Annotated in this window: 15 protein-coding genes and 1 riboswitch; of the genes, 5 read left to right on the forward strand and 10 right to left on the reverse strand. The window is 69.1% G+C overall.

Going from position 1 to position 18,121, the window contains the following annotated elements; all coding sequences use genetic code 11:
• Window positions 1-9: 9 nt before the first annotated feature.
• Window positions 10-1,275 (forward strand): esterase family protein, encoded by a 1,266-nt coding sequence (locus tag FB157_RS28685; protein WP_145883552.1) that lies wholly within the window; start codon window positions 10-12, stop codon window positions 1,273-1,275.
• On the opposite strand, the gene FB157_RS28690 is transcribed toward FB157_RS28685, so the two are convergent.
• The 10 genes from FB157_RS28690 to FB157_RS28735 form a co-directional block, all read right to left on the reverse strand.
• Window positions 1,184-1,843 carry a trimeric intracellular cation channel family protein gene (locus FB157_RS28690; RefSeq protein WP_186581721.1) on the reverse strand — a complete coding sequence of 220 codons (660 nt, stop codon included), beginning with the start codon at window positions 1,841-1,843 and terminating at the stop codon, window positions 1,184-1,186. The two genes, FB157_RS28685 and FB157_RS28690, sit on opposite strands and share 92 nt — an antisense overlap.
• A gap of 47 nt (window positions 1,844-1,890) precedes the next feature.
• Window positions 1,891-3,282: a M1 family metallopeptidase gene (locus FB157_RS28695; RefSeq protein WP_145883553.1), complete on the reverse strand. Its 1,392-nt coding sequence runs from the start codon at window positions 3,280-3,282 to the stop codon at window positions 1,891-1,893.
• A gap of 99 nt (window positions 3,283-3,381) precedes the next feature.
• Entirely contained in the window at window positions 3,382-4,761 is a 1,380-nt protein-coding gene (locus FB157_RS28700; protein ID WP_145883554.1) for an ABC transporter ATP-binding protein, read from the reverse strand.
• Window positions 4,758-5,846, reverse strand: coding sequence for an ABC transporter ATP-binding protein (locus FB157_RS28705; protein WP_145883555.1), 1,089 nt, complete (start codon window positions 5,844-5,846; stop codon window positions 4,758-4,760). Before FB157_RS28705 ends, FB157_RS28700 begins: the two co-directional genes overlap by 4 nt.
• Window positions 5,843-6,853 carry an ABC transporter permease gene (locus tag FB157_RS28710; protein WP_145883556.1) on the reverse strand — a complete coding sequence of 337 codons (1,011 nt, stop codon included), beginning with the start codon at window positions 6,851-6,853 and terminating at the stop codon, window positions 5,843-5,845. The genes FB157_RS28705 and FB157_RS28710 overlap by 4 nt, the downstream gene beginning before the upstream one ends.
• A gap of 90 nt (window positions 6,854-6,943) precedes the next feature.
• On the reverse strand, window positions 6,944-8,665 hold the full coding sequence (locus FB157_RS28715; protein ID WP_391336365.1) for an ABC transporter substrate-binding protein: 1,722 nt from the start codon (window positions 8,663-8,665) through the stop codon (window positions 6,944-6,946).
• 54 nt (window positions 8,666-8,719) lie between these two features.
• A complete protein-coding gene (locus FB157_RS28720) occupies window positions 8,720-9,718 on the reverse strand; it encodes an ABC transporter permease (protein ID WP_145883558.1) in 999 nt (332 codons plus the stop codon).
• 359 nt (window positions 9,719-10,077) lie between these two features.
• Window positions 10,078-10,845, reverse strand: a complete 768-nt coding sequence (locus FB157_RS28725; protein WP_385169856.1) for an enhanced serine sensitivity protein SseB C-terminal domain-containing protein — start codon at window positions 10,843-10,845, stop codon at window positions 10,078-10,080.
• Window positions 10,846-11,054: 209 nt separating this feature from the next.
• Complete coding sequence (locus FB157_RS28730) at window positions 11,055-11,846, reverse strand: enhanced serine sensitivity protein SseB (protein WP_145883560.1); 792 nt, start codon at window positions 11,844-11,846, stop codon at window positions 11,055-11,057.
• Window positions 11,847-11,919: 73 nt separating this feature from the next.
• Window positions 11,920-12,588, reverse strand: a complete 669-nt coding sequence (locus FB157_RS28735; RefSeq protein WP_145883561.1) for an AAA family ATPase — start codon at window positions 12,586-12,588, stop codon at window positions 11,920-11,922.
• Between the two features lie 178 nt (window positions 12,589-12,766).
• Window positions 12,767-12,864, forward strand: a riboswitch (glycine riboswitch).
• A gap of 151 nt (window positions 12,865-13,015) precedes the next feature.
• Between FB157_RS28735 and gcvT the strand changes: the two genes are divergently transcribed.
• The 4 genes from gcvT to FB157_RS28755 all read left to right on the forward strand — a co-directional run bounded on the left by gcvT (window position 13,016) and on the right by FB157_RS28755 (window position 17,402).
• Window positions 13,016-14,134, forward strand: a complete 1,119-nt coding sequence (gene gcvT, locus FB157_RS28740; protein WP_145883562.1) for a glycine cleavage system aminomethyltransferase GcvT — start codon at window positions 13,016-13,018, stop codon at window positions 14,132-14,134.
• A gap of 114 nt (window positions 14,135-14,248) precedes the next feature.
• Window positions 14,249-14,626 carry a glycine cleavage system protein GcvH gene (gene gcvH, locus FB157_RS28745; protein ID WP_145883563.1) on the forward strand — a complete coding sequence of 126 codons (378 nt, stop codon included), beginning with the start codon at window positions 14,249-14,251 and terminating at the stop codon, window positions 14,624-14,626.
• Between the two features lie 14 nt (window positions 14,627-14,640).
• Window positions 14,641-15,921 (forward strand): serine hydroxymethyltransferase, encoded by a 1,281-nt coding sequence (gene glyA, locus FB157_RS28750; protein WP_145883564.1) that lies wholly within the window; start codon window positions 14,641-14,643, stop codon window positions 15,919-15,921.
• A 113-nt stretch (window positions 15,922-16,034) separates the two neighbouring features.
• Window positions 16,035-17,402 (forward strand): L-serine ammonia-lyase, encoded by a 1,368-nt coding sequence (locus FB157_RS28755; RefSeq protein ID WP_145883565.1) that lies wholly within the window; start codon window positions 16,035-16,037, stop codon window positions 17,400-17,402.
• The last annotated feature ends 719 nt before the right edge of the window (window positions 17,403-18,121 follow it).

Here is an 18,121-nt window from a genome sequence, read left to right on the forward strand (position 1 = left end):
TATGGGGACATGAGCCTCACCGGGACTCCGTTCCTCTACACGACCATCGTGCTCTCCGTGGTCGCCGTCATATTGCCGCTCGTCCTGTGGTCGAGGATGCGGGGGCCGAGGGCCCTGCGCGCCGCCGCCCGGGTGCTGATGCTGCTGTTCGCCCAGGGCACGGCCGTCACGCTGGTGTTCGTACTGGTCAACAACCAGAACAACCTGTACGACAACTGGGCCGACCTGCTCGGCACCGGCAATCACGTCCAGCAGGCCGCCGACCTCGGCCGGGACGGTACCGGCGGCATAGCGCTGAAACGGTTGCCCAAGGTCAGGCAGAACTTCACGCGGGCCGACGGCCCGGGCATGCGCGCGGCCGGCGGGGTGCGCGTCACCCAGCTCAAGGGCCGGGTCTCCGGCGTGAACGCAGAGGTCTACGTCTGGCTGCCGCCCCAGTACAACGAGCCGGCCTACCGCAACAAGAAGTTCCCGGTCGTGGAGCTGCTGCCGGGCTACCCCGGCTCGGCGAAGGCCTGGTTCGGGTCGATGAAGACGCACGAGCAGCTGCTGCCGCTGATGAGGAGCGGCCAGGTGGCGCCCTTCATCCTGGTCGCCCCGCGCACCAACCTGCTGGCCGGTGTGGACACGGGCTGCGCGAACATCCCCGGCCAGGTCAACGCCGACAGCTGGCTCAGCATCGACGTGCCGAAGATGGTCACGGACAACTTCCGGGCCCAGCCGGCCCCGCAGGGCTGGGCGGTGGCCGGGTACTCGGCGGGCGCGCACTGCGCGGTCAAGCTGGCCGTGGCGCACCCGGACCGGTACCGGGCCGCGGTGAGCATGTCGGGCTACAACGACCCGATAGGCGAGCGCAACTCCCTCGCCGCCCAGAACCCCACGCTGCGCGCCGAGAACAATCCTTACCTGCTTCTCAAGAAGGCGGCCGCACCACCCCGGATCGCGCTGTACTTCTCCGGCGAGTCCGGCGACGGCTACCAGGCGGGCGTGGCACTGGAGTCCGTCGCCAAGGCTCCGACGACCGTGCACGTGGTGTTCCTGCCGCGCAGCGCGGGCGGGCACACCATGGCGCTGTGGCGGCCGCAGGTCACCACGGTGTTCCGCTGGCTGACCCTGGAGATGGGCCAGAACCGCGCCAGGGGCGCGGACCGGTCCCTCACCGGGACCGGCCGGTCCGCCGGGTCTACTCCTCCGACACCGTCGAGCGACGGTTCCACGCGCGCGGCGCTCGCCAGTGGTACCTCATCGCCAGCAGGCGCAGCACGAAAGCGGTGACCACCGCGAGCCCGCTGGTGAACGAGGTCAGGACGTCGTAGTGGATGCACAGCACCACCATGCTGGAGCCGACGATCGCCGGGACCGCGTACAGGTCGCGGTCCCAGCGCAGCAGCGAGGGAACCTCGTTGGCGAGCACGTCCCTGAGCACGCCACCGCCGACCGCGGTGGCGAGGCCCAGGGTCGCGGACGCGGTCAGGTTGAGGCCGTAGGAGTACGCCTTCGTCGTACCGGAGACCGAGAACAGACCGAGGCCGGCCGCGTCGAAGACGAGCACCGCCGACTGGATGCGCTCCACGTGCGGATGCAGGAAGAAGACCACGAGCGCGGCGAAGAGCGGGGTGAAGAAGTACCCGAGGTCCGTGAAGGCGGCCGGGGGCACGGCCCCGATGACCACGTCGCGGAACAGCCCTCCGCCCAGCGCGGTGACCTCGGCGAGCACGGCGATGCCGAACACGTCGAAGTTCTTCCGGACGGCCAGCAGGGCGCCGGAGATCGCGAACACGAAGATGCCGATGACATCGAGCGTGTGCTGGACGGAGGGACTGAAGAGTTGCTGCAGCTGCACCCTGACATTCTTACCTGTCAGAGGGCGTGAACCTTACAAAGCCAGGCCTAGAGGGTCGGCTTGCCTGTCGTGAACAGCCAGGTGTCGAAGAGATCGTCCAGCTGCTGCCCACTGATCCGCTCGGCGAGGCGGACGAAGTCGGCCGTGTCCGCGTTGCCGTACCGGTGGAGCCGGGTCCAGGCGGGCAGCAGCCGGAAGAACGCCTTGTCGCCGATCCGCTCCCGCAGCGCCTGCAGGGTCATCGCGCCGCGCTGGTACACGGCGGAGGCGAACATCGTGTCGCGCTGCGGGTCGGCCACCTTGATCTGCCAGAAGGCCGCGTCGGCGGGGCGGGCGTTGTACGCGGCGAGGAAGGAGTCGTGGGCCGAGCGGGTGCCCTGGTGCTCCGCCCACAGCCACTGGGCGTAGGTGGCGAAGCCCTCGTTGAGCCAGATGTCCTTCCACCGGTCCACGCTCACCGAGTCGCCGAACCACTGGTGGGCCAGCTCGTGCACGATGGTCGTCTCGTTGCGCACGGCCGAGTAGGCGGGCTTGCTCTGCACCTCCAGCGAGAACCCCGCCTCGGGCATGTCGTCGACGATCGCGCCGGTCTCCTCGAAGGGGTACGGCCCGAAGACCTGCGACCAGTAGTCGGTGGCGGCGGCCGTGACGGCGTACACGTCGACGTTGTTGCTGTTCTTCAGGACGGGGTCGATGGCGACGTAGATCGGGGTGCCGCCCGGGGTGCGGCCGGTCTGCACGTCGAACTTCCCGATGGTGGCGGTGGCGAGGTAGGTGGCCATGGGCCGGCTCTCGCGCCAGTGCGTGTACGTCGAGTCGCCCCGGTCGTACGTCGACACGAGCCGCCCGTTGGAGACGCCGGTCAGGCCCTGGGGCGACTTGATCCGGATGTCGTAGGTGGCCTTGTCGGCGGGGTGGTCGCTGGACGGGAACCAGGTGGAGGCGGCGTTGGGCTCACAGGCGACGAAGACGCCGTCGGCGGTCTTCATCCAGCCGTACTTCGAGCCGAAGACGATGGGGCCGCCGAGCGGCTCGGGTATGCCGCCGTAGGTGACGGACACGGTGAACTCGCGGCCCTCGGCGAGGGCTCGGCGCGGGGTGACGGTGACCTCGTCGCCGTCGCGTGTGAACTGCGCGCGTCTGCCGTCGACCTCGACCTTCGTGATCTCCAGCTGCTGCAGGTCGAGGTCGAAGGAGGAGAGGTCCTGGGTGGCGCGCGCGGTGAGGGTCGTACGGCCGTCCAGGCGGCCGGTGCCCGGGTCGTAGGCGATGTCCAGGTCGTAGTGGCGGGCGTCGAAGCCGCCGTTGCCGAGCTGTGGGAAGTAGGGGTCGCCGATGCCGGGTGCGCCCGCGGTGGGGGCTGGAGCGGCGGCGATGACCAGGAAGGAGGCCGCCGCGGTGGCGAGGGTCCCTAAGCGTGCCGAACGGGAGAGTGCCATGGTCGTCCCTTTCGAGCGTGTGCCTGTCGGTGGACGGACACGGACGACTCTGCACTCTCCCGTTCATGCATGTACATGACTTTGCCCAGTTGTCATGTGCTACTTGTCGGTTGACTCCTGGGACTTGGGGGCCGCGGCCTCGGATTCGCCAGCGGACTCCGACTCCTCCGACGCGGGCTCCTCAGCGGCCTCGGACTCAGCCTCGGCCCCGGACGGCTCGGCCTCGGCCGGCGCCTCCTCGGCCGAGGCCGGCGCCTCCTCGGTCTCTTCGGCCTCGGCCGCCGCGACCTCGGCGGCGACCGCCGCCGACGTCTCCGCCGACTCCTCCAGGACCGCTTCACCGACCAGCTCGGAGGCCTCCTTCGCCGCCGAGAGCAGGACCGTGTCCTGGGGGGCCTGGTCGGCGAAGTTCTCCGGGTGGTGGCAGGCGACCCGCTGACCGGGCTTCAGCTCCAGCAGCTGCGGCTCGGTCGTCTTGCAGATCTGCGTCGCCTTCCAGCACCGGGTGTGGAAACGGCAGCCGGAGGGCGGCGCGATCGGCGACGGGACGTCACCGCGCAGCAGGATGCGCTCGCTCTTGGTGCCCCGCCGCTTCGGGTCGGGAACCGGCACGGCCGACATCAGCGCCTTGGTGTACGGGTGCATCGGCGCCTCGTACAGCGAGTTGCGGTCGGCCAGCTCGACGATCTTGCCGAGGTACATCACCGCGATCCGGTCCGAGACGTGCCGGACGACGGACAGGTCGTGCGCGATGATCACGTAGGTCAGGCCCAGCTCCTCCTGGAGGTCGTCCATGAGGTTGACGACCTGGGCCTGGATCGACACGTCCAGCGCGGACACCGGCTCATCGGCGACGACCAGCTTCGGCTTCAGGGCGAGCGCGCGGGCGATGCCGATGCGCTGGCGCTGACCGCCGGAGAACTCGTGCGGATAGCGGTTGTAGTGCTCGGGGTTGAGGCCGACCAGCTCCAGGAGCCGCTGGACCTCCTTCTTCACCCCGCCCTCGGGCTCGACGCCCTGGAGCCGGAAGGGCGCCGAGACGATCGAGCCGATGGTGTGCCGGGGGTTCAGGGAGCCGTACGGGTCCTGGAAGATCATCTGGACGTCGCGGCGCATCGGGCGCATCTTCCCGGTGCTCAGCCGCGTGATGTCCCGGCCCTCGAACTCGATCGTGCCGCTGGTCGGGTCCTGGAGCCGGGTGATGACCCGGCCCATGGTCGACTTGCCGCAGCCCGACTCGCCGACGACGCCCAGGGTCTCGCCCTTGCGCACCTCGAAGTCGATGCCGTCGACGGCCTTCACGGCGCCGACCTGGCGCTGCAGGAGGCCCTTCTTGATCGGGAAGTGCTTCGTCAGGCCCTTGACCCGGAGCAGCACCTCACGCTCGTCGGAACCGTCCTCGGGAGCCGACGCCTGCTGCGGGATCGCGGCCTTTCCGGCGGCGTCCTCGACGTTGTCTGTCTTGTTCGTCTCACTCACAGCTTCGGCGCAATCTCTTCGGTCCAGATCCGCGTGCGGTCCTCGGCCGAGAGGTGACAGGCGGACCAGTGGCCGCCCTCCACCTGCTGCAGCTCGGGGCGCACCGTGCGGGTGACGTTCCCCTTGGGAAGGTCCGCGTACGGGCAGCGCGGGTGGAAGGCACAACCCGAGGGGACGTTGATGAGGCTCGGCGGCTGGCCCTTGACCGGGGTGAGCCGTTCGGCCGTCTCACGGTCGATGCGCGGCATCGAGCCGAGCAGGCCCCAGGTGTACGGGTGCTGCGGCTGGTCGAAGATCTCCCCGACCGGTCCGCGCTCCACGCACCGGCCGCCGTACATCACCAGGACGTCGTCGGCGATCTCGGCGACCACGCCGAGGTCGTGCGTGATCATGATGACCGCGGAGCCGAACTCCTTCTGCAGGTCCCGGATCAGGTCGAGGATCTGCGCCTGGACGGTGACGTCGAGGGCGGTGGTCGGCTCGTCCGCGATGAGCAGTTCGGGGTTGTTGACCAGCGCCATCGCGATCATGGCGCGCTGGCGCATACCGCCGGAGAACTCGTGCGGGTAGCCGTCGATGCGCTTGGCGGGCTCGGGGATGCCGACCCGGTCGAGCATCTCGATGGCGCGCGTGCGGGCCACCTTCTTGCTGACCTTGTTGTGGACCCGGTAGGCCTCGACGATCTGCGTCCCGACCTTGTAGTACGGGTGCATCGCGGACAGCGGGTCCTGGAAGATCATCGCCATCTTGCGGCCGCGCAGCCGGCGCACCTCGTCCGGGTCGGCGCCGATCAGCTCCTGGCCGTCCAGCCACACCTCGCCGGAGACCTTGGCGTTCGCCGCGCGGTGCAGACCCATGAGGCCGAGGGACGTCACGGACTTGCCGGAGCCCGACTCGCCCACGATGCCCAGGGTCTGGCCCCGCCGCACGTCGAAGCTGACGCCGTCCACCGACTTGACCAGGCCGTCGTCGGTGTTGAAGTGGATGCGCAGATCGCGAACGGAGAGGAACGCGTCGTCGGCATCGGAAGGGGCGGCGACGTCCGTGGCCGGTTCGCCCAGTGCCGCCTTTTCGAGCTTGCTCACGAGTACCTCACGCGGGGGTCGATGGCTGCGTACACCAGGTCGACGACCAGATTGGAGAAGACGATGAAGAAGGCGGCGACCAGGGTCACGGCCATCACGATGGGCAGGTCGTTGTCCTTGATGGCCTGGATCGAGTATGCGCCGATGCCCTGCAGGGAGAAGACCGTCTCGGTGAGCACCGCGGTGCCGATGAGGGTGCCGAAGTCGATGCCGAAGATGGTGACGATCGGGGTGAGGGTCGCGCGCAGGCCGTGCTTGGTGACGACCGTGCTCTCCCGCAGACCCTTGGCCCGGGCCGTCCGGATGTAGTCCTCGCTCATCGTCTCGAGCATGCCCGCCCGGGTGAGCCGGGCGTAGGTGGCGGAGAAGAGGAACGCGAGGCTGACCCAGGGCAGGAACAGGTGCCAGGCCCACTCACCCGGGTTCTGGGTGAAGGGCACGTAGTCGGTGCTGTCCCAGATGGGCCACTGGTAGATGAACAGGACGTTGATGACCTGTCCGGTGAAGAAGATCGGGAGCGAGACGCCGGCGAGCGCGATGAACATCGAGATGCGGTCGACCGGCTTGCCCTTGCGCAGTGCGGAGATGACACCGGTGGTGACACCGAAGATCAGCCAGATCACGGCCGCGCCGACGGCCAGCGAGAAGGAGACCGGGATGCGCTGCGTGAGCTGCGGCCACACCTCGACGTGACTCTTGAAGGAGTACCCGAAGCAGGGGGCGCTGCAGTGCGTGGCGTCGGGACCGAACTTGTAGTCCGCGCCTACGAACAGGCCCTTGAGGTAGTCCCAGTACTGGATGTAGATGGGCTGGTCGAAGCCCAGGTTCTTCTTGATCGCGGCGATGGACTCGGGGTTGGCGTCCTTGCCGACGTACTGGGTGGCCAGCTGGGTGGCCGTCTGGCCGCCCAGGCGGGGGACCAGGAAGAAGATTGCGAAGGTGACTGCGCTGACCACCAGCAGCAGCACCAAAGCGCCGAAGACGCGTCGGATGATGTACGCAGCCACAGCTGTCCGGCTCCGGGGGGCCGGGACGGAGTGTGTCCGTCCCGGCCGCCCGGTGCCTTCACCTGCCTTTCAGGGGTATCCGGCCTGCTGTTACTTGGAGGAGCCCAGCAGCGTGTAGTCGTACATGCCGAGGTACGCCTGCGTGACCGTGACGTTGGTCGCGGACGTAGGCCTGATCAGCAGGTTCTTGCGGTAGATCAGCGGGACGACCGAGGCGTTGTCCAGGACCATCTTGTCGATGTCGCCCCAGGCCTTGGTGCGGGCCGCGGAGTCGGTGTTGGAGATGGCGTCCGACAGAGCCTTGTTGATCTTCGGGTCGTTCAGCTCCATCAGGTTGTTGCCGCCCGAGGGCTTGATGGCCGAACCGTCGATGATCTGGTCCAGGAAGCCGTAGCCGGTCGGCCAGTCGGCGCCCCACGCCATCATCATCATGCCGAGCTTGTGCGAGTGGACGTAGCTCGGGACACCGGCGAAGTTGGAGAAGTACTTACCGGAGGGGAACTGCTTGATGTCGACCTTGATGCCGACGCCCTTGAGCGAGTTCTGGATGGCCGTGGCGGCCGCGACCTCGGCGGGGCGGTCGGCGCGGGCCGTCAGCACGGTGGAGAAGCCGCTCGGCTTGCCGCACTGCTTCAGCTCGTCCTTGGCCTTGGCCGCGTCACCCTTGTGACCCGGCGTGGCGTAGGTGTCGAACTTGGTGTAGCCGTTGACCGACGGCGGCAGCAGCGTGGTGGCCACGTCGCCCTTGGGCGCACCGCCCATGGCGTCGATGACCGACTGCTTGTCGAGGGCCCACTGGACGGCCTTGCGGCAGTGGGCGTTGTCGAACGGGGCGACGTGCTGGTTCAGGGCCATGTAGCCCGTGGCACCCGCGTACGAGTTGTCCGTCTGCTTGGCGTACTTGCCGCTCAGGACCTTCGGCTGGGTCTGCGGCTGCACACCGGCGCCGGTGATGTCCGCCGTGATCTTGTCGGCGAGCAGGTCGTTGTCGACCGTGACCGGGTTGACCTTGAACTTGACGTTGATCTTGTCCGGCAGCGCCTTGCGGATCGGGTCCGTCTTCGGGTCCCAGTTCGGGTTGCGGACGAGGGAGGCGCTGGCGCCCTCCTCGTACGAGGCGAACTTGTAGGGGCCGGAGGACACGATGTGCTGGACGTACTTCGCGCCGTCGTCCTTCGCCTGCGGCACGGGGGCCGTCTGGGAGAAGGTCGCCAGGTAGTCGAAGTCGGCGAAGGGCTTGGCCAGGTGGAAGACGATCGTCTGGTCGTCCGGGGTCTCGATCGAGTCGATCCCCTTCTTGTCCTTGTAGGGGCCCTTGTACTTGTCGCCGCCCTTCAGGTACGCCTTGAAGTACGTGGGGCCGTTGGACAGGGCCTCCGGCGCGAAGTTGGAGCGCTCGACCGCGTACTTCACGTCCTTGGACGTGATCGGCGTGCCGTCGTCGAACTTCAGGCCCGAACGCAGGTGGTACGTCCACGTCTTGGCGTCGGCGCTGGCCTTGCCGAGGGAGTCGGCGAGGTCGGGGACGACGGTCAGGCCGTCCTTGCCAGCAGCCGGCTTGAAGGTGACGAGCGTACGGGCGTACAGACGCGAGAAGTTCTGCACGAAGCCGTAGTACGTGTTGCCCGGGTCCAGGGAGTCCGGAACGTCGGAGTCCTCAAGATTGACCGTCCCCCCCTTCTTGCTCGACGCGTTGACGATGGAGTTCAGCGCCGCGTCCTTCGAGCCGGCGCCACCACCGCTGTTGTCGTTGCTGTCTTTACCGCCGCCGCACGCGGCAGCGCCGAGCGAGACCGCCAGGACCGTCGCCACGGCGGCGGTAACCCTTCTCGTCTTCACGTGAGGAATGCCCCCTCGATCGTTGGATCACTTGCTGCGAGGGTCGAGCGCGTCACGCAGCCCGTCACCCAGCAGGTTGAATGCCAGGACGGTGATGAAGATCGCCAGTCCGGGCACGAACATGAACTGCGGATCTGCTGTGTAGAGATCCACTGCATTGCTGAGCATTCCGCCCCAAGAAGCCTGCGGCGGAGCGATACCGACTCCGAGGAAGCTCAGCGCGGCCTCGAAGAGGATGTTCGTCGGGATGATCAGCGTCGAGTAGACGAGGATCGGCGCGACGAGGTTGGGGAGCAGCTCGCGGAACAGGATGTACGGGCCGCGGGCGCCCAGGCTGGTGGCGGCCTCCACGAACTCGCGCCGTGCGAGGCTCATCGTCTGGGCGCGCACGATACGGCCGATGTACGGCCAGCTGAAGAAGCCGATCACGAAGATCAGCACGCCGATGCGCAGCGACAGACCGTTGAACCCGAAGAAACCGTCCTGCACAGAGGCCGAGATGGCGATGGCGAACAGCAGCAGCGGGAAGGCCAGGAAGGTGTCCATCAGCCGGCTGATGACGCTGTCGACCCAGCCGCCGTAGTAGCCGGCGACGACGCCGAGCACGGTACCGATGATCACGGACAGCAGCGTGGCTCCGCCGGCGACCAGCAGCGAGACCCAGGAGCCCTCGATGATGCGGGAGAGCATGTCACGGCCGTACTGCGGCTCGACGCCCAGCGGGTGGTCCCAGCTCATGCCGCCCCAGCTGCCCTTGGGGGCCAGCAGAGCCGGGTCGATGAGGTCCTGGTGGAACTGGTTGGGGTCCAGCCCGAAAGCCCACTCGATCGGCTTCGCGAGCACCGCCATCAGCACGAGCAGGATGACGATGACACCGCCCGCCACGGCCAGTTTGTCCCGCTTGAAACGGGTCCAGGCGATCTGTGTGAGAGAACGCCCTTCGATCTGAGCCTTCTTGACCCCGGCGAGCACAGCCTCGGGCGGGGTCTCGGCCTCGGCTCCGGTGGTCTCGATCGGTGCGGTCACTGTGAACCCGACCCCTCTAGCCGGTTGTTGCCCGGCCCACGTCTGCCGCGAAGGTTTGCGGCTTTATCGACTTGCACTCGACCACGAGGTGAGCACCTCGTGTCTTGAGTGGGGAGTCTTCAGCGTGGCCGCGATCACCCGCCAGAGTCCAAGGCGAAAGTATGCATAACCGTGATGCGGCCATGGGGGTTCCGTTATCCGAACCTACGGAACCGACCCGCGAACGCGCTCACCACACCCGATGACCAGTCAGTCGTCGCCCTCGACCCGTCGCGCACACGCTCGGGCCGGGACGCCCGACGTAGGCGACGGGCATCCCGAAGGACAGAAAACGCCCCGGTGGGGCGGGGTGGCGGCGCTCAGTAGGCGCCGTGCACGGGCGGATATCCGTAGCCGGCAGCCGGGGACTGCGGCTGGGGCTGCGGGGCGGCCGCGTGGGCCTCACGGTCGTAGAACGGGCGGGCGTTGGCCCGCATCCAGATCACGACCGGGTCGTAGTCGTCGGTCATGGCGACCGTGGACACCGGCAGCCCGTCCGGGACCGCGCCGACCGACTGCTGCATCATCGCGCGCACCGAGTCCACCGCGGCCGGCGAGGTGTCGTACACGTCCAGGCCGATGGCGAGGTAGGGCGCCCCGAGCGCGGGCTGCACCCAGGCGCGGCGCAGGGAGCGCAGGGCCGGGGTGCGGTGGGCGTTCTGCGCGAGCAGGGCGTAGAACTGCGAGATCTCGATGCCGGGTTCGGACAGCCGCAGGGGGCCGGCCGGCTGACGGTCCAGGCCGGTGGCGATGCGCCGCAGGTCCAGCCAGGGGATGCCGACGCCGCCGCCCTGGGCGTGCGGGTTGAGCCAGAGCCCGAAGTGGTCGGGATAGAGGGTGCGGGCCACGTCCAGTCCGTCGACCACCTCGTAGGAGCGGTTCCAGCCGCTCGCCGAGAGCTCCTGGGCGGAGGTCACACAGGGGGCGTAGCTGAAGCCGTCGACCTCCATGTTTCCGTACTGGGCGTCGGGCGAGCCGGCCTGGCCGTGCCACAGGAGCATCCAGATCTGGCCGGAGGAGGGGGTGGCGAGGGCGCGCAGCAGTGCCTCGTAGGCGTCGTAGCGCCCGGGGGTGACCTGGCGCAGCATGTGCTCGACGCTGCCGCTTGGGCTCGCGCTCACCTGTCTTGCCCTTCTTGTGGAGTGCTCCGCTTTTGGAGACAGCTTAAGCGCCCAGTAGCTCGGGGCCTTGTGTCCGTTCGCGGGTGCGGGTGCGTGGTGGGTTCTCGCGGTCCGCGGCGGAGCCGCAAAACGGACACGGCCCCGCGCCCCTGGGTCGGCTGCCCCTGCGTCGGCTTCTAGTGCCCGGACTGGTAGAACGGGCGCACGTTCGCCCGGAGCCAGTCGGCCACCGGGTCCTGGGCCACGTCGAGGAGGACCAGGTTGACGGGCCACTTGACCGGGACTTTGCCGAGGGCCTTGCCGAGGGCGTCCAGGGGGAGGGCGCGCAGATCGCCTTCCCACTGGGAGAGTTCCACGCCCACGAACATGACGGGGTCGGCCGTCTCGATGGCGGCGAGGCAGCGGCGGGCGGTGACGACCACGCCGGTCGCGGTGAACTCCGCGGAGGCGGCGGCCAGGAAGTCGACCGGGTCGTCCTGCCAGTCGGGCTCGAAGAGACGGACCCGGCCGCCGGAACCGGGGCCGTCGAGCGGGGTGCGGCCCGCGCGGCACAGCTCGGCCACCGCCTCGGGCGGCAGCGGGATGCCGACCACGCCGTCGGGGTTGACGGCGATGCCGACCTGCGGGGGCAGGCCGCGGGCGAACTCCACCGCCGGGGCGATGGTGTACGACATGTGGGGGCCGGCCGCCTGGCGGAGCTGCTCCTCGGAGCTGAAGACCGGGACGTACACCTGGCCCTCGATCTCCATCGTGGGCAGGTCCAGGGGGCCGCTCTGCGGGCCGCCGCCGTTCGGCAGGGGGATCCAGAGGAAGCTCCGGCCCAGCACCTCGATGATCCGGCCGCCCGCGGAGGGTATGCCGAGGGAGGCCGAGAGCACCTCCTCCAGCTCGTTGCCGGGCCAACCGCCGTGCGGGTGGGGGTGCGTCTGTGCCGGGAAGTCCGCGGGAATGTCCGCCGGGAAGTCCATCTGCCTACCGCCTGCTGGGAACCATGCTGTGGAGCAAAAGGCTAGCGGGTGCCTGTGACGGCGACCGGTCCGATCAGCCGGTGAAGGCTATGCGGTGCAGGACGTCCGCCGCGTCCCGGTCCAGCACCACCGCGGAGCCGCAGCCGGCGGGCAGCTCGCCGCGCTCCACCGCGCGCAGCAGCCGGGCGGTCGTACGGCGGTGGCGGCCGAAGGCGTACCGGGACACGCCGCGGCCGCGCTCGCGCTGGCCCTGACGGGCCGTGCCGGGGGTGACGTCGAGAAGGAGCAGGTGCAGGGTGCCGCCGCGGCGGCGGGCCTCGCGGGCCAGCCAGGAGCGCACCCAGGACTGGGTGCCGCAGTCGTGCACGACGACTCCCTCGCCGGTGCGCAGGGCGCGGCGCAGTCCGGCGTAGTGGGCGAGGCGTACCAGCGGGCGGTAGAGCGCGTAGGGAAGGAAGCGGGGCATGCGGGCGTCCCAGCGGTCGCGGGCGTCCTGGGAGTCGATGCGGTGGCCGGGGACCGCGCGGTGCATCAGCGTGGACTTGCCGCTGCCGGGCAGGCCGGTGATCACCACCAGGTCGCCGGGCCCGAAGAGCAGGGCGTGCGGGCTGCGGCCCCCGCGGTCGCGCAGGTCACGGACGACCGGGGCCGGGCGGTCGGCGCAGCGCTCGCGGGCCGGGGCGGAGGGCTGCCCGGGCACCGCGATGCCGGTGGTGGTGGCGTAGGCCGAGGTCCTGTTCACCGTGATCGTCCTCCCCTGTGTGCTTGGTAATCCCATGCCCATCACGCGTAAAGAGAAGGTAATGCGCCGCGCCCAGTGGTTCGGTGCGCGTACTGCCACAGTCCGGTTACAGATGCGGGCCCTGACGGGTGGGGGCGAGGCGTGCAATGATGTGCCCGCCAACTGCATACCGGCCGCTTGAATCCGCGCGGGAGAGTTCCCAGCAGCCTTCGCTGGGACGCCGAAGGAGCAAGTCCCTCCCTTGAATCTCTCAGGCCCCGTTACCGCGCGGGCGAGGCACATCTGAAAAGCGGGCCGCTGTGTCAGTGGCTCCACCCAAGGTGCAAGCCGTGGTCGTCCCTGTGGCGGTCTCGGCGAACCTCTCAGGTTCCGATGACAGATGGGGAGGAACGACCTCGCCAGTCATGCCTTGGGAGACGACCGACCGATGAGCAGTACCGAACTCCGTCACACCGCGCTGGATGCCCTCCACCGCTCGCTCGGTGCGACGATGACCGACTTCGCGGGCTGGGACATGCCCCTGCGCTACGGCTCCGAGCGCGACGAGCACGTGGCCGTGCGTACCAGGGCCGGCCTCTTCGACCTGTCCCACATGGGCGAGATCACCGTGACCGGCGCCGAGGCGGCGGCCCTGCTGAACTTCGCCCTGGTCGGCAACATCGCCTCCGTCGGTGTCGGCCGCGCCCGCTACACCATGATCTGCCAGGCCGACGGCGGCATCCTGGACGACCTGATCGTCTACCGCCTCGCCGAGACCGAGTACATGGTCGTCGCCAACGCCTCCAACGCCCAGGTGGTGCTGGACGCGCTGACCGAGCGCGCCGAGGGCTTCGACGCCGAGGTCCGCGACGACCGTGACGCGTACGCGCTGATCGCGGTCCAGGGCCCCGAGTCCCCCGGCATCCTGAAGTCCCTCACGGACGCCGACCTCGACGGTCTGAAGTACTACGCGGGCCTGCCCGGCACGGTGGCCGGCGTCCCCGCACTGATCGCCCGCACCGGCTACACCGGCGAGGACGGCTTCGAGCTGTTCGTGAAGCCCGAGCACGCCGTGGAGCTGTGGCAGGCGCTGACCGAGGCCGGCGAGGGCGTCGGCCTGGTGCCCTGCGGCCTGTCCTGCCGGGACACGCTGCGCCTGGAGGCGGGCATGCCGCTGTACGGGCACGAGCTGACCACCTCCCTGACCCCGTTCGACGCCGGGCTCGGCCGGGTGGTCAAGTTCGAGAAGGAGGGCGACTTCGTGGGCCGCGAGGCGCTCACCGAGGCCGCCGCCAAGGCCGAGCAGAACCCGCCCCGGGTGCTCGTCGGCCTGATCGCCGAGGGCCGCCGCGTGCCGCGCGCCGGGTACTCCGTCGTCGTGGGCGGCGAGGTGGTCGGCGAGGTGACCTCCGGCGCCCCCTCCCCCACCCTGGGCAAGCCCATCGCCATCGCGTACGTCGACGCGGCGCACGCTGCGCCGGGCACCGACGGCGTCGGTGTGGACATCCGCGGGAGCCACGAGCCGTACGAGGTCGTGGCGCTGCCGTTCTACAAGCGCCAGAAGTAGACACTGAGCGCGGTCCGTCCCGAGGACGTGACGCTGCGCACATTCACTGCTCCTCAGCAGTCCCAGCAGTCCCCCATTCATCAGCACTCCCGCGCGTACAGGAGAATTCAGGCCATGAGCAACCCCCAGCAGCTGCGCTACAGCAAGGAGCACGAGTGGCTGTCGGCCGCCGAGGACGGCGTGTCGACGGTCGGCATCACGGAGCACGCGGCCAACGCGCTCGGCGATGTCGTCTTCGTCCAGCTCCCGGAGGTCGGTGACACGGTGTCCGCGGGCGAGTCCTGCGGTGAGCTGGAGTCGACCAAGTCGGTCAGCGACCTGTACGCCCCCGTGACCGGTGAGATCACCGCGGTCAACCAGGACGTCGTCGACGACCCGTCGCTGGTGAACTCGGCCCCCTTCGAGGGCGGCTGGCTGTTCAAGGTACGCATCACGGACGAGCCGGCCGAGCTGCTCTCCGCCGACGAGTACACCGCCTTCACCGCCGGCTGAGGAGTCGTAGCCGTATGACTGTCCTGAACACGTCCCTGCACGAGCTGGACCCGGAGATCGCCGCGGCGGTCGACGCCGAGCTGAACCGCCAGCAGTCGACCCTGGAGATGATCGCCTCCGAGAACTTCGCACCGCTCGCGGTGATGGAGGCCCAGGGCTCGGTCCTCACCAACAAGTACGCCGAGGGCTACCCGGGCCGCCGGTACTACGGCGGCTGCGAGCACGTCGACGTCGCCGAGCAGATCGCCATCGACCGGATCAAGGAGCTGTTCGGCGCCGAGTACGCCAACGTGCAGCCCCACTCCGGCGCCTCCGCGAACCAGGCGGCCCTGTTCGCGCTGGCCCAGCCCGGGGACACCATCCTCGGCCTGGACCTGGCGCACGGCGGCCACCTGACCCACGGGATGCGGCTGAACTTCTCCGGCAAGCAGTTCAACGTGGTCGCGTACCACGTGGACGTCGAGACCGGTCTGGTCGACATGGCCGAGGTCGAGCGCCTGGCCAAGGAGCACCGCCCCAAGGTGATCATCGCGGGCTGGTCGGCGTACCCGCGTCAGCTGGACTTCGCCGAGTTCCGCCGGATCGCCGACGAGGTCGAGGCCTACCTGTGGGTCGACATGGCGCACTTCGCGGGCCTGGTCGCCGCCGGTCTCCACCCGAACCCGGTCGAGTACGCGGACGTGGTCACCTCCACGACCCACAAGACGCTCGGCGGCCCGCGCGGAGGCATCATCCTCGCGAAGCAGGCCTTCGCGAAGAAGCTGAACTCGTCCGTCTTCCCGGGCTTCCAGGGCGGCCCCCTGGAGCACGTGATCGCGGCCAAGGCGGTCTCCTTCAAGGTCGCCGCCTCGGAGGAGTTCAAGGAGCGCCAGCGCCGTACGGTGGAGGGCGCGCGGATCCTCGCCGAGCGGCTGACCGCGGCCGACGCCCGCCAGGCCGGTGTGAACGTCCTGTCCGGCGGCACCGACGTGCACCTGATCCTGGTGGACCTGCGCGAGTCCGAGCTGGACGGCCAGCAGGCCGAGGACCGCCTCCACGAGGTCGGCATCACGGTCAACCGCAACGCCGTCCCGAACGACCCGCGCCCCCCGATGGTCACGTCGGGTCTGCGGATCGGCACGCCCGCCCTGGCGACCCGCGGCTTCACGGCCGAGGACTTCGCCGAGGTCGCGGACGTGATCGCCGAGGCACTGAAGGCGCCTTCCCCCTTCGGCGAGGCCGAGGCGGAGGCCCTGAAGGCCCGGGTCAAGGCCCTGGCCGACAAGCACCCGCTGTACCCCGGTCTGAACAAGTAAGTCCGAAGTACCCCGGCACCGCGCACACTGGACACAGAAGACGCGCGCGGTGCCGGGCGGTGCCCACCCCGCACCACACCCTGAGCAACACCCCCCGTATTGAGGAGTTCCCCGTGGCCATCTCGGTCTTCGACCTGTTCTCGATCGGCATCGGCCCGTCCAGCTCCCACACGGTCGGCCCGATGCGTGCGGCGCGCATGTTCGCCCGGCGACTGCGCAACGAAGAAGTGCTGGAATCCGTCACGTCGATACGCTCCGAGCTGTACGGCTCACTCGGCGCGACCGGCCACGGCCACGGCACGCCCAAGGCGGTGCTGCTCGGCCTGGAGGGCGCCTCGCCGCGCACCGTGGACGTGGAGACCGCGGACCAGCGGGTGGAGGACATCAAGGCGACCAAGCGGCTGAACCTGCTCGGCGAGCACGAGATCGCGTTCGACTTCGACGCCGACCTGAAGCTGCACCGGCGCAAGGCGCTCCCGTACCACGCCAACGGCATGACGTTGTGGGCGTACGACGCCGCGGGCACGGAACTGCTCTCCAAGACGTACTACTCGGTCGGCGGCGGCTTCGTCGTGGACGAGGACGCGGTCGGCGCGGACCGCATCGTGCTGGACGACACCGTCCTGAAGTACCCCTTCCGCACCGGCGACGAGCTGCTCCGCCTCACGAAGGAGACGGGTCTGTCGATCTCCTCGCTGATGCTGGAGAACGAGCGGGCCTGGCGCACGGAGGAGGAGATCCGGACCGGCCTGCTGGAGATCTGGCGCGTGATGCGCGAGTGCGTGCAGCGCGGCATGTCCCGCGAGGGCATCCTGCCCGGCGGTCTGAAGGTCCGCCGCCGCGCGTCCGTCACGGCCCGCCAGTTGCGCGCCGAGGGCGACCCGCTGGCGCACGCCATGGAGTGGCTCACGCTCTACGCGATGGCGGTGAACGAGGAGAACGCGGCGGGCGGCCGCGTGGTCACGGCCCCCACGAACGGCGCGGCCGGCATCATCCCGGCGGTCCTGCACTACTACATCAACTTCGTGCCCGGCGCCGACGAGGACGGCGTGGTCCGCTTTCTCCTGGCCGCCGGTGCGATCGGCATGCTCTTCAAGGAGAACGCCTCCATCTCCGGCGCCGAGGTCGGCTGCCAGGGCGAGGTCGGCTCCGCCTGCTCGATGGCTGCCGGTGCCCTCGCCGAGGTCCTCGGCGGCAGCCCGGAGCAGGTCGAGAACGCGGCCGAGATCGGCATGGAGCACAACCTCGGCCTCACCTGCGACCCCGTCGGCGGCCTGGTCCAGATCCCCTGCATCGAGCGCAACGGCATGGCCGCGGTGAAGGCGGTCACGGCCGCGAAGATGGCGATGCGCGGCGACGGCTCCCACAAGGTGTCCCTGGACAAGGTCATCAAGACCATGAAGGACACCGGCGCGGACATGAGCGTGAAGTACAAGGAGACGGCCCGGGGCGGGCTGGCCGTCAACATCATCGAGTGCTGAGGAAACAGGCTCTGCCCAGTGCGTTCGCTTCTTTCAGCACTGTCAGGGCCCTTCCTGCTTAGGCGGTGAAAAGTCCCCGGGATGTCCCCGGCCAAACGCCCTTCAGCGGCGTTGGGCACCGGTCGGCTCACGCCCGACCGGGACTGTCCTGAGACCATCTCGTGTTGTGGAGCGGATCCGTATACGCCAGGTAGCGAGACCTACGCATTACGAGACCGTGAGGGTTCTTGATGGCTCGTTCCGCCTCGTGATCAGTGGCGCCATTTTGCCTGATCAGAGATGTGCGAAGGGTTCCGTCATGACACCCCGTGTTACCTCGTCCAAAGGCGTCCGGCCGCACTTGGCCCCACTCGCGGATGTCCACCGGCGCCAAGGAGGCCTTATCCGCTCCCCACAACGTTTCCGTCCAAGGCTCAGACTGCTGAACCGTCCGAGTACTCGGAGGCGGGAGCCACGAGGACTCAGCAGCAAGGATGTTCGGGCGCTCCGAAGCGCCGCCTCACACTCGCGGCACCGCCGGTCGCACAGCGCGGGCGGATAGCAGGGCCCCAAGACGGGCAGGCCGGTGGTGCGAGTGCTTCAGGGGTGCTCGAGTGGGCACCGCGTGCGAGGCGGCGGGTCTTCGGGTCACGTCCGCTGGAGTGGTGTATCGACGGCCACTCGGCGATCTCGTTTTGAGGCTATGCGGTGAGTTCGGTGGGCAGGACGGCCTCGTCGGT

The organism is Streptomyces sp. BK340, assembly GCF_007827595.1.
In the GTDB taxonomy this organism is placed as follows: Bacteria; Actinomycetota; Actinomycetes; order Streptomycetales; family Streptomycetaceae; genus Streptomyces.

Bases quoted from the DNA above. Each gene is read 5' to 3' on its own strand.
- FB157_RS28685 (WP_145883552.1), top strand. From the start codon at position 10: ATGAGCCTCACCGGGACTCCGTTCCTCTACACGACCATCGTGCTCTCC.
- FB157_RS28695 (WP_145883553.1), bottom strand. From the start codon at position 3,282: ATGGCACTCTCCCGTTCGGCACGCTTAGGGACCCTCGCCACCGCGGCG.
- FB157_RS28725 (WP_385169856.1), bottom strand. From the start codon at position 10,845: ATGCTGCGCCAGGTCACCCCCGGGCGCTACGACGCCTACGAGGCACTG.
- FB157_RS28730 (WP_145883560.1), bottom strand. From the start codon at position 11,846: ATGGACTTCCCGGCGGACATTCCCGCGGACTTCCCGGCACAGACGCAC.
- gcvT (WP_145883562.1), top strand. From the start codon at position 13,016: ATGAGCAGTACCGAACTCCGTCACACCGCGCTGGATGCCCTCCACCGC.
- gcvH (WP_145883563.1), top strand. From the start codon at position 14,249: ATGAGCAACCCCCAGCAGCTGCGCTACAGCAAGGAGCACGAGTGGCTG.
- glyA (WP_145883564.1), top strand. From the start codon at position 14,641: ATGACTGTCCTGAACACGTCCCTGCACGAGCTGGACCCGGAGATCGCC.